7 protein-coding genes are annotated in these 17,134 nt (G+C 56.8%); 3 read left to right on the plus strand and 4 right to left on the minus strand.

What is annotated here, in order from left to right:
* Positions 1–163 precede the first annotated feature (163 nt).
* Positions 164–889, minus strand: coding sequence for a bifunctional 2-polyprenyl-6-hydroxyphenol methylase/3-demethylubiquinol 3-O-methyltransferase UbiG (gene ubiG / locus ACLIBF_RS06845; protein ID WP_031376221.1), 726 nt, complete (start codon positions 887–889; stop codon positions 164–166).
* Between the two features lie 177 nt (positions 890–1,066).
* Here ubiG and gyrA point away from each other — a divergent pair, with 177 nt between their 5' ends.
* Together gyrA and rcsC are read left to right on the plus strand one after the other, a co-directional pair.
* A complete protein-coding gene (gene gyrA, locus ACLIBF_RS06850; RefSeq protein ID WP_448309490.1) occupies positions 1,067–3,742 on the plus strand; it encodes a DNA topoisomerase (ATP-hydrolyzing) subunit A in 2,676 nt (891 codons plus the stop codon).
* Between the two features lie 1,220 nt (positions 3,743–4,962).
* Entirely contained in the window at positions 4,963–7,815 is a 2,853-nt protein-coding gene (rcsC, locus tag ACLIBF_RS06855; RefSeq protein ID WP_031376603.1) for a two-component system sensor histidine kinase RcsC, read from the plus strand.
* 48 nt (positions 7,816–7,863) lie between these two features.
* On the opposite strand, the gene rcsB is transcribed toward rcsC, so the two are convergent.
* From rcsB to ACLIBF_RS06870, 3 genes are read right to left on the minus strand one after another with little or no spacing between them, the layout of a single operon-like run.
* Complete coding sequence (gene rcsB, locus ACLIBF_RS06860; RefSeq protein ID WP_031376602.1) at positions 7,864–8,514, minus strand: response regulator transcription factor RcsB; 651 nt, start codon at positions 8,512–8,514, stop codon at positions 7,864–7,866.
* A gap of 1 nt (position 8,515) precedes the next feature.
* Positions 8,516–11,173, minus strand: coding sequence for a phosphotransferase RcsD (rcsD, locus tag ACLIBF_RS06865; protein WP_031376601.1), 2,658 nt, complete (start codon positions 11,171–11,173; stop codon positions 8,516–8,518).
* Between the two features lie 22 nt (positions 11,174–11,195).
* On the minus strand, positions 11,196–12,350 hold the full coding sequence (locus ACLIBF_RS06870; protein WP_031376600.1) for an MFS transporter: 1,155 nt from the start codon (positions 12,348–12,350) through the stop codon (positions 11,196–11,198).
* A 741-nt stretch (positions 12,351–13,091) separates the two neighbouring features.
* Here ACLIBF_RS06870 and ACLIBF_RS06875 point away from each other — a divergent pair.
* Positions 13,092–17,120 (plus strand): Ig-like domain-containing protein, encoded by a 4,029-nt coding sequence (locus ACLIBF_RS06875; protein WP_448309491.1) that lies wholly within the window; start codon positions 13,092–13,094, stop codon positions 17,118–17,120.
* Positions 17,121–17,134 lie beyond the last annotated feature (14 nt).

The raw sequence follows: 17,134 nt of genomic DNA on the forward strand, positions 1-17,134 counted from the left end.
ATCGCCTGTCAACAGCCAGAGGCATAGGCGACAGATCAGCCCGATAAGCATAATAAAGGAGGAAGCATAGCCCAGCGGGAGCCGGGCAGGCGCAGCGAGGTGCTGAGCCATCCGGCCAACAAGCGCAGCACGTCGCCCGCCGGATTGCCGACAGGCAGGGCGCTTAAACGGCGCGGTGGGTATGCACCATATAATTGACGTCGGTGCCCGGTGCCAGCCTGAAGCGATTGGTCAGCGGGTTGTAGTGCAGGCCGATGATGTGACGTTCACGCAGCGCGGTTTCATCTACCCAGCTCAGCAGTTCAGATGGACGGATGAATTTCTTCACGTCGTGGGTCCCGCGCGGCACCATGCGCAGCACATATTCAGCGCCAAACACCGCCAGCAGCCAGGCTTTTGGATTGCGGTTCAGGGTAGAGAAAAAGACTTCGCCGCCAGGTTTCACCAGTTGCGCGCAGGCGTGAACCACCGAGCGCGGATCGGGCACGTGCTCCAGCATCTCCATGCAGGTCACCACATCGTAGTGGCCAGCATACTGTTCGGCGTGAGCTTCTACCGTCTGCTGGACATAGTCGAGCGTTACGCCGCTCTCCTGGGCATGCAGGCGCGCTACGGCCAGCGGTTCAGCACCCATATCCAGCCCGGTGACGATAGCGCCTTCACGCGCCATGCTTTCGGCTAAGATGCCGCCACCACAGCCGACGTCGAGCACTTTTTTACCAAACAGACCGTTACTGCGCTGGGCGATATAGCCCAGTCGCAGCGGGTTAATCCGGTGCAGCGGTTTAAATTCACCCTCCAGATCCCACCAGCGCGAGGCAACGGCCTCAAATTTGGCAATTTCCTGCGCATCGACGTTCTGCTGATGATTCTGCGGTTGTGCATTCATTGAATCGTAACTCCTGACAAAATGTGCCATCAGTATAAACGCTTAACCGGTTATGGCACACCTTTCAGGCGTAAGGAAAAGCGGCTGAAATCGGTGGTTAACGTTCACCAGAGCATTGCAGTGTGATATACTTTCGCACCTTTAAAATCCGGGATTAAGTAGAGGGATAGCGGCTCCATGAGCGACCTTGCGAGAGAAATTACACCGGTCAATATCGAAGAAGAGTTAAAGAATTCTTACCTCGATTACGCCATGTCGGTCATCGTTGGCCGAGCTTTACCCGATGTGCGTGACGGCCTGAAGCCGGTGCATCGTCGCGTACTCTTTGCGATGAGCGAACTGGGTAACGACTGGAACAAACCCTATAAAAAATCTGCCCGCGTCGTCGGTGACGTTATCGGTAAATATCACCCGCATGGTGATTCCGCCGTTTACGACACCATTGTACGTATGGCCCAGCCTTTCTCCCTGCGTTACATGCTGGTGGACGGTCAAGGCAACTTCGGCTCCATCGACGGCGACTCCGCTGCGGCGATGCGTTATACCGAAGTCCGCATGTCCAGAATCGCCCACGATCTGTTAGCTGACCTGGAAAAAGAGACCGTCGATTTTGTCCCTAACTACGACGGCACTGAGCAGATCCCTGAAGTTCTGCCGACCAAAATTCCAAACCTGCTGGTTAACGGTTCCTCCGGTATCGCCGTGGGTATGGCAACCAATATCCCGCCGCATAACCTGCGTGAAGTGATCAACGGCTGCCTGGCTTACATTGAAGATGAGAACATCAGCATTGAAGGGCTGATGGAGCATATTCCGGGACCTGATTTCCCGACCGCTGCCATCATCAATGGTCGTCGTGGCATTGAAGAAGCTTACCGTACCGGGCGCGGCAAAATTTATATCCGTGCACGTGGCGAAGTCGAAGCGGACGCCAAAACCGGCCGTGAGACCATCATCATTCATGAGCTGCCTTACCAGGTTAACAAGGCGCGTCTGATTGAGAAAATCGCCGAGCTGGTGAAAGAGAAGCGTGTCGAAGGCATCAGCGCGCTGCGTGATGAATCCGATAAAGACGGCATGCGCATCGTGATTGAGATCAAGCGTGATGCGGTCGGCGAAGTGGTGCTGAACAATCTCTATTCACTGACTCAGCTGCAGACCTCGTTCGGCATCAACATGGTGGCACTGCATCAGGGCCAGCCAAAGATTATGGCGCTGAAGGAGATTCTGGAAGCCTTTGTCCGCCATCGTCGTGAAGTGGTGACCCGCCGTACCATTTTCGAACTGCGTAAAGCCCGTGACCGTGCGCATATCCTTGAAGGTCTGGCGATTGCGCTGGCTAACATCGATCCGATCATTGAGCTGATTCGTCGTGCACCAAGCCCGGCGGAAGCGAAAGCGGGTCTGGTGGCACAGGCATGGGATCTGGGTAACGTTTCCGCGATGCTGGAGCGTGCCGGTGATGACGCCGCACGTCCGGAGTGGCTGGATGCGCAGTTCGGTATTCGTGACGGCCAGTACTATCTGACCGAGCAGCAGGCTCAGGCGATTCTGGATCTGCGTCTGCAGAAACTGACCGGCCTTGAGCATGAAAAACTGCTGGATGAGTATAAAGCGCTGCTGGATCAGATCGCTGAATTGCTGCATATCCTGTCAAGCGCCGAGCGTCTGATGGAAGTGATTCGCGAAGAGTTGGAACTGATGCGCGATCAGTTTGGTGATGAGCGTCGTACCGAGATCACCGCCAATACTGCCGACATCAATATCGAAGACCTGATCAATCAGGAAGATGTGGTCGTGACGCTGTCGCATCAGGGCTACGTGAAGTATCAGCCTCTGACCGATTACGAAGCGCAGCGTCGTGGTGGTAAAGGCAAGTCGGCCGCGCGTATCAAAGAAGAAGACTTCATTGATCGTCTGCTGGTTGCTAACACCCATGACACGATCCTCTGCTTCTCAAGCCGTGGCCGTCTCTACTGGATGAAGGTTTACCAGCTGCCGGAAGCGAGCCGTGGCGCACGTGGACGTCCTATCGTCAACCTGCTGCCGCTGGAAGCTAACGAACGCATTACTGCGATTCTGCCGGTACGCGAGTACACCGAAGGCTTCAACATCTTCATGGCGACCGCCAGCGGTACCGTGAAGAAGACCGCGCTGAAAGAGTTCAGCCGTCCGCGCAGTGCCGGTATTATCGCCGTCAATCTGCGTGACGACGACGAGCTGATCGGCGTGGCGCTGACCAACGGCAACGACGAAGCCATGCTGTTCTCGGCTGCCGGTAAAGTGGTGCGCTTCGCGGAAACCGCGGTCCGTGCGATGGGCCGTACCGCATCCGGTGTGCGCGGCATCAAGCTGGCCGAAGGCGATCGCGTGGTGTCGTTGATTGTGCCGCGTGAAGAGGGTGCAATCCTCACCGTGACGCAGAATGGTTACGGCAAACGTACTGCTAACAGCGAATACCCAACCAAGTCGCGTGCGACGCAGGGTGTTATCTCAATCAAGGTTACCGATCGTAACGGCCCGGTGATTGGTGCGGTGCAGGTTGTCGATGGCGATCAGATCATGATGATCACCGATGCCGGTACGCTGGTACGTACACGGGTTTCAGAAGTCAGCGTCGTGGGTCGTAATACCCAGGGTGTGATTCTGATTCGTACGGCTGAAGATGAAAACGTGGTCGGGCTGCAACGTGTTGCTGAACCGGTTGAAGAGGAAGAGCTGGATTCAATCGACGGTAGCGTAGCTGAAGGCGAGGATGATATCGCGCCAGAAGCGGAGCTTGATGACGAAGAGATCACGCCAGAAGCGGATATCGATGATGAAGATGACGCGGCGGCAGACGACGAAGAGTAATTCTTCGGGCGCTAGCTGAGTACGTTGTCGAAACGGCAGGTCAGGGGAAACCCGGCCTGCCGTTTTTTTTGGGTGATCGGACGAGGTTGTAAAGCATTAAGGGGAGCGGAGGTGAAGGGGCGCAGCGGTGAGTGGGGGTGCGGCGAAAGGCCCGCACTGCCCGATCGCCAAGGAATCCCGCTTCCCTGCGGATCGGCCGCGCCTTCCGTGGCGCGGACGCTTTGCTTTTCGGGCAGAGCGGGCCTTTCTTGGTAGGCGATTGTGCGCTGGCGGCTGTGGTGTCTGCTGATTGTGGTGGGAAAGGTGACGGGTGGTGAAGTGGAAAGTGGAGCGGCGGTGAGAGGGGGGCGGCGAAAGGCCCGCACTGCCCGATCGCCAAGGAATCCCGCATCCCTGCTGATCGGCCGCGCCTTCCGTGGCGCGGACGCTTTGCTCTTCGGGCAGAGCGGACCTTTCTTGGTAGGCGATTGTGCGCTGGCGGCTGTGGTGTCTGCTGATTGTGGTGGGAAAGGTGACGGATGGTGAAGTGGAAAGTGGAGCGGCGGTGAGAGGGGGGCGGCGAAAGGCCCGCACTGCCCGATCGCCAAGGAATCCCGCTTCCCTGCGGATCGACCACGCCTTCCGTGGCGCGGACGCTTTGCTTTTCGGGCAGAGCGGGCCTTTCCGGATAGGCGGCTGTGCGCTGGCGGCTGTGGGAAAAAGGGCTGAGTGGATAACAGGTGAAGGGGAGCGGAGGTGAGTGGGGGGGGCGGCGAAAGGCCCGCACTGCCCGATCGCCAAGGAAACCCGCTTCCCTGCAGAGCGGCCGCGCCTTCCGTGGCGCGGACGCTTTGCTCTTCGGGCAGAGCGGACCTTTCTTGGTAGACGATTGTGCGCTGGCGGCTGTGGTGGCTGCTGATTGTGATGGGAAGGGAGACGGGTAGAGCGGGCCTTTCCGGGTTGGCGGTTGTGCGCTGGCGCTTTAATGGCGGCAGTAATGGGGAATATCGGGTATTGCGGTCTGAAAACCGGGCTGGCTGTTTCAGGGATCGCCGCAGAGTGTGACGTTGCTCGCCGTCTTCGTGCCGGGTGCGGCTTCAGAAACGATAGCAACGCGCCGTTAAAAGATTCCCAAACCGGGTGCTAAGCCCGCGTCCGACTGGCTTTTTTTGCCCGATAAAGCTAGTGTATGGGCATTAAAAAATGACGATGCGACTAACCTTGCCAACTGCGAGTTCCACTTGAAATATCCTGTCTCTTTCCGCACCACGCTTCGCATCTCGCGCTATCTTTTTCGCGCGCTGGCGCTGCTAATCTGGACGCTGGGCGCTGTGCTGACCGCCTTTTACATCATCAGCGTGTTGCATGAAAAAGAGACCCAGGTCCGCCAGGAGTTCGCCAGCAATTACGGCTCAATCGAGTGGTATGTCCGGCATTCAGCCGACATGATGCGAGAGCTGAAATATATCACCGAGAACCGTCTGACCAATGCCAGCAGCGGGCTGGATGTGCTGACCGGCATGATGCCGGGCAAATCGACCCAGCCGCAGTTTACCCCGCTGTTTTCCGACGGAGACTGTACCTCGATGAGCAATACCTGGCGTAACTCGCTGGATTCGCTCAGTTACTACATTAATTACTGGAAAAGTAACTTCGCTTCGTCGTACGAGCTGAATCGGGTGTTCTTTATCGGCGGTGAAAATCAGTGCCTGGCCGACTTTACTATCGGCAGCAGCAATGCCGATCGCGAACGCAGTCTGAAATCCCTGCGCGAAAACGTGCTGCGTTACCGCAACAGCAATGAAGAAGAGCGCCGTAATCCGATGTACTGGATTAACAGCACCACGCAGCCAGGCGTGGGCACCTTCTATATGGTGGTGCCGGTTTATGTCGCCAACAAATTGCAGGCGCTGCTGGGCGTTGAGCAAAATATCCGTCTGGATGAGTTTATTCAGCCCGGCAGCCTGCCGGTTATCGCCTCCATTACTGATGAAAATTACCGTCCGCTGATCAATTCACGCCGTGGCGGTCTCGGTTTTTCGCTGGATGATCTGCCGGACGATAAGACCTGGTTTGGCTACCTCAACGGCTATCGTCAACTGGTCCTGAAAAAACCGCTGCCGCCGTCCGATCTCAACATCGTCTGGTCGATTCCCACTGACGTGGTGGTCGATCAGTTAAAACTGATGATGATTAATGCGCTGCTGCTGAATATCTTCAGTGCCGTCATGCTGTTTACGCTCGCCTGGCTGTTTGAGCGGCGGATGTTTCTGCCCGCCGAAGAGAATGCGCACCGGCTGGAAGAGCATGAGCAATTTAACCGCAAGATTGTCGCCTCAGCGCCGGTCGGTATCTGTATTTTACGCACCAGCGACGGTACCAATATCCTGAGTAATGAACTGGCGCACAACTATCTGACGCTGCTGACCCAGGAAGATCGTCAGCGGCTGAACGAAATCATTGGCGGTCAGCAGGTGAATTTTGTCGATGTGCTGACCGGCAGTAACACCAACCTGCAAATCAGCTTTGTTCACTCACGCTATCGCAATGAGAATGTGGCGATTTGCGTGCTGGTGGATGTCTCGGCGCGCGTCCGAATGGAACAGTCGCTGCAGGAGATGGCGCACGCCGCCGAGCAGGCCAGCCAGTCGAAATCGATGTTCCTCGCCACCGTCAGTCACGAACTGCGTACGCCGCTTTATGGCATTATCGGTAACCTCGACCTGTTGCAGACCAAGCAGTTGCCAAGCGGCATTGATTCGCTGGTAACCGCGATGAATAACTCCTCCAGCCTGCTGCTGAAAATCATCAGCGATATTCTCGACTTCTCTAAAATTGAGTCGGAACAGCTGAAGATTGAGCCACGCCCGTTTGCCCCGCGTGAAATTGTTACCCATATCGTCGGCAACTATCTGTCGCTGGTGGTGAAAAAACGGCTGACGCTCTACTGCTTCATCGAACATGACGTGCCGCAGGTGCTGGATGGCGATCCGTTGCGTCTGCAGCAGGTGATCTCGAATCTGCTGAACAACGCAATCAAGTTCACCCATACCGGCTGCATCATCCTGCATGCCTACGTTGCCGAGGGTTATCTGGCGTTCCGCGTTCGTGATACCGGCGTCGGCATTCCGGCCAAAGAGCTGCCGCGGCTGTTTGATCCGTTCTTCCAGGTGGGCAACGGCGTGCAGCGTAATTTCCAGGGTACCGGACTGGGGCTGGCGATTTGTGAAAAGCTGATCAACATGATGGACGGCGATATTGAGGTCGACTCTGAGCCGGGTATGGGCAGTCAGTTCATCGTGCGTATCCCGATCTACAAAGGACAGCAGCCTGCGCTGCCGTTGCTGGAAGGAATGCAGGATAAGAAAATCTGGCTGGCGATGTGCAACGAATACCTGGCGGAATTTATTGCGCGCCAGTTACGTCAGCAGGGCATTCAGGTGGCTGAGTACCACGGCAAGCCCGGTCCGGACGATGTGGTGATGACCGACCACGAACTGGATATTGACTTGCCGCTGCGGGCGCTGGTGACCTTTGACGGATCGCATGTCGATATGCCGCGTGAACGCCAGCCGGGACGCTGGATCCATTCTACCGCCACGCTGCACGAAGTACCGACGCTGCTGGCGCGCATCTATCGCATCGCGCTGGACAGCGACGCGGCAGACGCGCTGCTGCTGGCCGGACCGGTGGAAGAGAAAGTGCATAACGATGACATCATGGTACTGATTGTGGACGATCACCCAATCAACCGCATGCTGCTGTCAGAACAGCTCGGTACGCTGGGGTATCAGGTCAAAACGGCGCAGGATGGCGTCGATGCGCTCAACGTTCTGAGCCGCAATGAGATTGATATCGTGCTGACCGACGTCAATATGCCGAACATGGATGGTTACCGACTGACGCAGCGGCTTCGTCAGTTGGGACATCTGTTCCCGGTGGTTGGCGTTACCGCGAATGCGCTGGCTGAAGAGAAGCAGCGTTGTATGGATGCAGGCATGGATAACTGTCTGTCGAAGCCGGTGACGCTGGATGTGCTGAAGGTAACGCTGGCGATCTATGCGGAGCGGGTACGTAAAACGCGGGCAGGATAGAGCAGAGGGCAGAAGTAAAGGCGGTGCCGCTGGCACCGCCTCGTGATACTAGTCTTTTTCGACCTGAGTCTGGCTGACAGACGACAGGTAGTTCAGCAGCGCGATATCGTTATCCACGCCCAGTTTCATCATGGCTGATTTCTTCTGGCTACTGATGGTCTTAATACTGCGGTTCAGTTTCTTGGCAATTTCGGTAACCAGGAAGCCTTCAGCGAACAGACGCAGCACTTCGCTCTCTTTCGGTGACAGGCGTTTGTCGCCGTAACCGCCAGCGCTGATCTTCTCCAGCAGTTTCGCTACGCTTTCCGGCGTATACTTTTTGCCTTTCTGCAACGCGGCCAGCGCTTTCGGCAGGTCGGTTGGCGCGCCTTGCTTCAGTACAATCCCTTCAATATCGAGATCCAGTACCGAACTCAGAATTGCCGGGTTATTGTTCATGGTCAGAACGATAATCGACAGATCCGGATAGTGACGTTTAATATATTTAATCAGCGTGATGCCATCGCCATACTTCTCACCGGGCATAGAGAGATCGGTGATCAGGACATTCGCATCCAGCTTAGACAGATTGTTGATCAGTGCTGTTGAGTCTTCGAACTCACCTACAACGTTAACCCATTCAATTTGTTCCAGAGATTTTCGGATACCGAAAAGAACAATTGGATGGTCATCGGCAATAATTACGTTTAAGTTATTCATCTTATTGGTTACCTTGCTGCAGCAGTTGATTGACGTAAGCGTCAATATCACTGGTGGTATTTGTAATGTTTGAATCGTCACACGCTTTAATGTGGTGTTCTAACTCTTCACAAAGCTGTTTGCCGGGAGTCAGATTAAGCATGGCAAACACGCCCTTAAGGCGATGCGCTGTCTGAGCAAGCGAGGCGTAGTCCTTTTCCGCCGACTCAGTATACAGTCTCTTTACATCAACCGGTACTGTCTCAGTAAACAGCTGGAAATAGCCGCCGCTCATCAATGGCGTGGCCGCTTCTTCTTCAGCGTCATCTTCCATCACATCGTGTGACAGTTGCTTCTCAATCAGCGCCAGCAATGCATCGAGCAGCGCATTACTGAGATTGAAATTAACCCGATACTGCTGGTCATTCAGCGCGTGATGACCGGGTTCATCCCCGGCCAGCAGCAGTGACCAGCCGCTCAGTTTGGTGGGATCATCGGTTATCAGCACATCGTGATCCTGACCGGAAATACGCTCGTCTGGTGTCAGACAACGCGCACCCCAGTTTTCCAGATGGCGGCAGACGATCTTGTGCACGTCTTCCACAGCGATCTCCACCAGTGCGGTGACGCCATCAAGAATTTTTTCCTCTTCCTCTTCAGTTTTCTGTTCCAGCACCAGCGGCAACTGCATGTTGTAGCGGGTGCCGATATCGGCTTTTGCCACGATATCCAGGCTGCCGCCCATCTGCTTGCACAGCTGTTTACACAGGAAGAACGCCATACCTGACGCCTGACCATAGCGATCCTGGCTGGTATCACCGAGGAATGGGAAGTCGACATTCGCCAGTTCATCGACCGTCAGGCCGGCACCGGTATCGACCAGTTCAATCATCAGCCGGTCGGCCTGCTTATCGGCCGCTTTGACCTCCAGCGTGATTTTGCCCCAGCGCGTGGTGGTCAGCGCATAGTGCATCAGGGTAATCAATACCTTACGCAGTGCCCGGCGATCGCCAAATCGCATCTCGTCGTTCGCCAGATGGTTATTCACCACCAGCGACAGCCCTTTACGGCGCATCAGTGGCAGGCTTTCCAGCGCAATCTCATCCAGCAGTTCCTGCAGGCTGAACACCGTCGCATCCGGTGACCAGTCGTGCGCCTCCAGTCGGTTAAGCAGCACAATATCGTCAACCAGTCGCGCCAGACCCTGGCTCTCATCCAGCACGTCCAGCACCGTTTCATCGCTGTCACGCTGGCTGAGCTGCACCAGCTGGGCCACGATTTTCTCCAGCGGCTGATTCAGGGCATGGCCAAGGTTATGCAGCAGCTGCTGACGCATCTGGTGATTACGATCCAGTACCTGCTGCGCTTTTTGCAGCTTCTTGTTGACCAGCAGCTCACGATCCTGGTCGCGCATCATAAACAGCTGAGTATGTGGCGACAACACGCTGCGGGCGTGGCGGATCTCATACACTTCGTTATTGATGGTCGCCTGCAGCACGCCCTGATGCTGGTCGGACATATTAATGATCTTCTGCAAATTAAGGTGTGGCAGAAGGTGTTCTGCGATCTTATTACTCAGCAGGGTACGGTTACTGGCAAAGTCGTAGACCAGCAGGCCGACCGGCAGGCTGGCCACAATCTCTTCATTCAGAACCCGCAACGAGTCCAGTTCAGCGCTCTGGTTCTCGCTGGGACGCAGTGACTGCTGGCGCAGCAGCACCATGCCGGCCAGCGACAGCAGGAAAAGCAGCAGGTTGATCAGCAGTGGCCACAGCAGGTTATGCAGGGTATCGATAATCAGCCGGCTAATCGGTACCCGATAGACCAGCTGTAGCGAGGTGCTGGGCAGCGTCGCGGCGATTTCCACATTCGGATTTACCAGCGAAATCTGGGTATCTTCCGTCTCCTGCTGATCCGTGGTGGTGGCACTCACCGAGCTGTCCTGCCGCAGCTGGAAGTTTTCCAGTGGCATGTTTTGTGGGATCAGATCGTTGACCGGCAGATCAAAGGCCACCACCGTCGCCAGATGGCCGGGCTGATTAAAGGTGGTACGCAGGGTAAAGTAGTGATCGTTTTGAAAGGCGAGATGGCGCAGCGCCGAGAAACTTTCGCGTTCATCCAGCGCATTAGCCTGCTGCAACATCTCCGCACGACGGGCATCCACCATGGAACTGATGGCGCTCTCTTTATAGCGGGTCGCCATATCTTTCAGCGGCAGGGTAGAGATCATGATCAGGCTGTTATCCTGACCATTCAGAAAGTACATCGACCAGGTCGGATTTTCGGCGCCCCACAGCGTGTCGAGATAGTTCGACATCCGCATGGTCATGTCCAGCGTGCTGCTGTCATGCGATCCAAAAATTAACGCCTCGGTTTTGCGGCGGGTTTTTTCCAGATAATAGACGTCAGGACGCAGTCGCGTCTCTTGCAGATTGGCGCTGGGTGCGGCACCCGCGGCGCTGGTTGAAAGGTTTTCATAAATCTGCCAGGTGGCAAAACGATAGGCGTCGATGCGTTTCTGCACGTCGCGCGCCAGATCGGTCATGGCGTAACGTTTGCTGGTCAGCCAGGCATTGACCGAGTTATGCACCATAAAGCCCAGCGCCAACAGCAGCACCAGATTGAAAACCACAAAGAAGCGGGTGACATTGCCGGATGTCAGGGGAAACTTATAAGGCAACATAGCGTGTCTGATACCTGAATTATCGCGCAACTTTTCGCGCACTGGCGGCCACAGCTAACAGCAACAGCGCGATTAATAAAAATGCGCCGCTGAGGCTGATCCATTGTGATATGAATCCGATTAAGGCCGGACCTGAGAGAATACCCGCATATCCCAGCGTTGTCATGGCAGAAATCGCCAGGTTTGCCGGCATATCCTGTTGATTCCCCGCCGCATTGAATAACATCGGCACGGTATTCGATAAACCGAAACCGACCAGCAGAAAAGCCAGTAGCGCCATCTCCGGCCACGGCAGCCACACTGCCAGGCTCATGCCCGCAGCGGCCGTCAGCGCGCCGGTCAGCATCACCGGATAACGACCGAAGCGGTGAATGATTTTATCGCCGCCAAACCGGCCCAGCGTCATCGCCGTTGAGAACAGTGCATAGCCCAGACCGGCATGGGTCGGCGACATGGCCGGGTTCTGCAACAGCAGCAGCGCGCCCCAGTCCAGCACCGCTCCTTCCGCCAGAAACAGGATAAAGCAGAGCGCACCCAGAAAGGCGACCCAGCCACGTGGGATCACCAGCCAGGGCTGATCGGGCTGATGCAAACGCTGGTTCATTAAGCCGGGCAGACGCCACAGTAACAGCAGCAGCATCACCGCCATGATCACCATCACGGCGCTCAGCGGCGTAAAACTCAGGCTTAACAGCAGACTCACCGCGCCGGCGCCCAGAATGCCACCGAGGCTGAAAAAACCGTGAAAGCCAGACATCATCGGCTTGCCGGCCGCTTTTTCGACCTGAACTGCCTGGTAGTTCATTGCCACATCCAGCATGCCCAGACCGGCACCAAAACACATCAGAGCTGCGGCCATTACCAGATGGGAATCAGCCGTGGCCAGCAGCGGCATCATTGCCAGCACCAGCACTGTCGAAAGACACATCACCCGCCGGCAGCCAAATCGCGCAACTAATGTGCCGGTGATCGGCATCGCCGCCAGCGAACCAATGCCCAGACAGAGCAGTAACGCGCCCAGTGAGGCACCGTTAAGCTGCAGGCGGTCGCGCGCAAACGGCACCAGCGGTGCCCAGGCTGACATGCCTAAACCATTGATTAAAAACACCGTGCGGGTGCCCCAGTTCAGGCGGCTATCGGGTTTATTTTGCTGTGCAGCGTCCAGTGCAGTCATAGGTCAGATTCATCAGTGGCAAAGCGAAAAAGTGTAGCATTGCGGCCATGAAAACTAGCACCCGCCGCGCCATTTATTACCGGTGTGGTGCAGCGGCAGATGCGTAACAAAACCGCGAGTTTACCGACTTTTAGCGGTGCGCGGATTTTTTCCAGAACTTTCCTGGCTAATCTCGCAGCACGTAACGTGACTTAAGCCAAATTTGATCGCCATTTTTCAACCACTTGTCAGCGAAAATGGCGATCAGGGCCAGCGATAAATGATGGCTGAATCGCTTAATTAAGAAATTCTTTTTTCCGCTCTAAAGTTCAGGTGGAGGTTATTTTTTAACCTTTTTAACCCAATCATAGAAACTTCCCGCAACAAATTGACATGTAAAAACAACGATAAAGCAAATTTGCTGAAAGCCTTATTGCAAGTGTTGCTTATGAAAAGAATGTTAAAACATAATAAAATCTGCACATTAAAATTGATTTTTATCTCCCTTGCGTTAAAGATTAAGCAGGCGAAACCGCTGAGTTTTGCGTATAACTACACACAAATAATCCAATAAAAATAGCGCCACGCCGGGAATTTTCCACGGTGTGTAGCGTCACCTGGCTTTACTGCCTTTAGATACACCAGGCTAAGACACTTTCTGTCTGACAGAAGGTGAAGGAATGTGTGAATACTATAAGCATAAAAATATTTTATGTTTTTAGATTCAGTATATTAGCCAATCTGGTGGAGTAGAGGTTACAAATGGCAGAACTCACGCAGGGCCGGGTCGATATCATTTCGCGCGAAAACGGCACGCTTATCTCGCAGAGTACAGGCGGTTCATCACAAACCATTAACCTCACCGAACCCAGCGTGGTCCGCATTAGCGGCACGCGCGCAATGGTGGCGCAGTACGAACGCCAGGGAAACGATCTTGTTCTGCATATGCGTGATGGCAGTACTGTCCGCTATCAGAAATTTTTCTTTGATGATGCCGAAGGCGAACACAGCGAACTGGTTTTTGATGATGGGGTTAATCCACCGGAACACGCCCTGTTTCCGCAAACGGCAGAAGGGGCCGAACTGGCCTCTAACGCGGTGACACCGACCTATGAATCGCTCGACAGCGTAGAGCCGCTGTTGCTGGCGGATAACACCAACTCGTCAATGGGTGTGATTACTGCCGGCGGTCTCGGCGTGCTGGGCCTGGCCGGTCTGGCGATTGGCGCAGGGGGTGGCGGTGGTGGTGGTGGCGGCGGCGGTGGTGATAACAACAACGGTGTCGATCCCGGCACGCCGGGTAATCCCCCGACGGCTGGCGCGCCGACCATTACTCTTAATCCATTTGCCGGCGACGACGTGCTGGATAATGCGGAGAAATCAACCGCCCAACTGCTGAGCGGCACCACCAGCAACGTTGAAGCAGGTCAGATTGTAACCATCACCCTCGGCGGCCAGACCTACAATGCCAGCGTCGGTGCCGATGGCAGCTGGAGCGTCAGTATTCCGGCCAGTGCCCTGGCGGCGCTGGCGGCAGGCAGCACCACCATTTCAGTCAGCGTGAGTAACGCCGCCGGCACCGCCGCCGCGGCCAGTCTGGGGATCACCGTCCAGCAACCCGATACCACGCCGGATGCCCCGACAATCACCATCAACCCGTTTGCCGGTGACGACGTGCTGAGCGGCAGTGAGAAAACCACTGACCAGACGCTGAGCGGAAGTACCAGCAATGTTCAGGCGGGCCAGATCGTCACCATTACGCTGGGCAGCCAAAGTTTCAACGCCACGGTCGGTGCCGACGGAAGCTGGAGCATCACTTTGCCTCCCGCCACGCTTGCGGCACTGACGCAGGGCGCGCAGACGATTACCGCCACCGTCAGCAATCAGGCGGGTACCCAGGCCAGCGAAAGCCGTCCGATTCAGGTTCAGGCCCCGGTCACCGAGCCGGGTACGCCGGGGGTGGAGATCGACCCGTTTACCGGTGATAACGTACTGAGTAACGCCGAAAAAACCGCCGACCAGACCCTGAGCGGCACCACCACCAACGTCGAAGCCGGTCAGGTTGTCACCGTAACGCTCGGCGGCCAGAACTACAGCGGCAGCGTAGCAGCCGATGGCAGCTGGAATATCACCGTGCCAGCTGAAGCGTTAGCGGCACTGGCGTCGGGCAGCACCACCATTACCGTCAGTGTGGCCAACGCGGCAGGCACGCCAGCCACCGACAGCCTGGCGATCAGCGTTGACGCGCCGCTCACCCAGCCAGGCGCGCCAGTTATCGCCATCAACCCGTTTGCCGGCGACGATATCCTGAGCAATGACGAAAAAAACAGTGACCAGACCCTGAGCGGCAGCACCAGCAACGTGGAAGCGGGGCAGGTAGTTACCATCACGCTCGGCGATCAGACCTACAGCACTGCGGTGGGTGCCGATGGTAGCTGGAGTATTAGCGTACCGGCCCAGGCACTGAATGGGCTGGCTGCGGGTAGCCTCGCTATTTCGGTTGTCGTCACCAATCAGGCCGGCGTTGAAGCCAGCGAAAACCGCGATATCAACGTGGAAACTCCGGTGACGCCCGGCGCGCCCGGCGTGACGCTGGCTGATTTCGCCGGCGATAACCAGCTAAGCAATGTCGAAAAAACCACCGATCAAACGCTGAGTGGCAGCACCAGCAACATTGAGGCCGGACAAACCGTCACGGTGACGCTGGGCGGTCAGACTTACAGCACCAGCGTGGGCGCAGATGGCAGCTGGAGCCTTACCGTGCCTGCCGCCGCGCTAACGGCGCTGGCAGCCGGTGAAACCACCATCACCGTATCGGTCAGTAATGCGGCCGGCGACACCGCGACCAGCGCGCTGCCGATCATCGTTGACGCCCCGGTTGTCCAGCCGGGCGAACCGTCCATCTCGATTGGTCAGTTTGCCGGAGATGACATCCTTAGCAATGCTGAAAAGGGCACCGCCCAGACGCTCAGCGGCAGCACCACCAATGTCGAAGCGGGTTCAGAGGTGATTGTGAACCTCGGCGGGCAGAACTATATCGGCATCATCGATGTCGATGGCAACTGGCAGGTGATTATCCCGGCGGCGGCGCTGGGCAATCTCCCCGCCGGTTCGAATGCCATTACTGTGGCCGTCACGAACCTGGCGGGAACCACCGTCAATGAAACACGCGATATCGCGGTTGAGGCAGCGGGCACCGGTCCGGCCATCCCGACCCTGACCATCAACGATTTCGCCGGTGATAACCTGCTCAGCAACGAAGAAAAAGGCGTTGATCAGGTCCTGAGCGGCACCACCAGCAACATCGAAGCGGGGCAGGTCGTCACCGTGACGCTTGGCGGCCAGGTTTACAGCGCCAGCGTCGATGCTGACGGTGGCTGGAGCCTGACGGTGCCGTCCGCGGCACTGACGGCGCTGGCCGCTGGCGAGACCACCATCACGGTATCGGTCAGCAACGCTGCCGGCACCACGCTCAACGACACGCTGCCCATCAGCGTCACGGCACCGGTCACCTTACCGGGCGAGCCAACCGTCGCCATCAACCCGTTTGCCGGGGATGATATTCTCAGCAACAGTGAGAAAACCGGCGATCAGCTGCTGAGCGGCACCACCAGCAACATTGAAACCGGTCAGCCGATCACGGTAACGCTCGGCGGTGAGACGTTCAGCACCACCGTGGCCGCAGACGGCAGCTGGAGCGTCACCATTCCGGCCTCAACGCTGGCAGCCTTAGCCGCTGGCAGCGTTACGTTGAGCGTATCGGTCAGCGATCTGGCCGGCACCACGGTGAGCGAAACCCGTGATATCGCGGTAGAAGCCCCGGTGACCGCGCCGGGTACGCCGACCCTGAGCGTGGCGGCGTTTACCGACGATAACCTGTTAAGCAACGAAGAGAAGCTGGACGCGCAGGCGGTGTCCGGTACCACCACCAATGTCGAAGCGGGCCAGATCGTTACCGTGACGCTGGGCGGAGAGTCCTACAGCGGCACCGTCGGCGACGATGGCAGCTGGAATATCAGCATTCCGGCCGATGCGCTTGGCGCGCTGGCGAGCGGTTCCACCACCTTGTCGGTCACGGTCAGCAACGCAGCAGGCATCACCGCCAGTGACAGCCTGCCGATCACGGTTGAAGCCCCGGTCACCGTGCCGAATGCACCGGTTCTGACCATCAATACGTTTGCGGTCGATGATGTGCTGAGCAATGACGAAAAAGCCAGCGACCAGTTGCTGAGCGGCAGCACCACTAACGTTGATGCCGGTCAGATTGTCACCGTCACCGTTGGCGATCAGACCTTCAGCGCCGCGGTAGATACGGACGGTAACTGGAGCCTGACCCTGCCAGCCAGCGCACTGGCCGCACTGCCTGCCGGCAGCGCCACCATCAGCGCTACGGTCTCCAGCGTGGCAGGTACCGGGGCCAGTGAAAGCCGCGGTATCGCGGTAGAAGCTTCGCCTGAACCTGGCGTACCAGCGATTACGGTCAACGTTTTTGCCGCAGACGATCTGCTGGATAACAGCGAAAAAGCGGTCGATCAGACCCTGACCGGCAGCACCAGTAATGTCGAAGCGGGCCAGACGGTCACCATCACGCTGGCTGGCGCAACGTACACTACACAGGTCGGGCCTGAGGGGAACTGGAGCGCTCTGATTCCGTCTGCGGCGCTCAGCGCGCTGGCCGCGGGCAGCACCACACTTACGGTGAGCGTCAGCAACGCGGCAGGGACCGCTGCCACTGACAGCCGCGAGATCAACATTACACCACACCCGCGCCAGGTGAGCCGGGCGTTCTGACCATCAGCGAACCG

The organism is Pantoea sp. PGP6 (assembly GCF_053474785.1).

Bases quoted from the DNA above. Each gene is read 5' to 3' on its own strand.
- gyrA (WP_448309490.1), top strand. From the start codon at position 1,067: ATGAGCGACCTTGCGAGAGAAATTACACCGGTCAATATCGAAGAAGAG.
- ACLIBF_RS06875 (WP_448309491.1), top strand. From the start codon at position 13,092: ATGGCAGAACTCACGCAGGGCCGGGTCGATATCATTTCGCGCGAAAAC.
- ubiG (WP_031376221.1), bottom strand. From the start codon at position 889: ATGAATGCACAACCGCAGAATCATCAGCAGAACGTCGATGCGCAGGAA.
- ACLIBF_RS06870 (WP_031376600.1), bottom strand. From the start codon at position 12,350: ATGACTGCACTGGACGCTGCACAGCAAAATAAACCCGATAGCCGCCTG.
- rcsB (WP_031376602.1), bottom strand. From the start codon at position 8,514: ATGAATAACTTAAACGTAATTATTGCCGATGACCATCCAATTGTTCTT.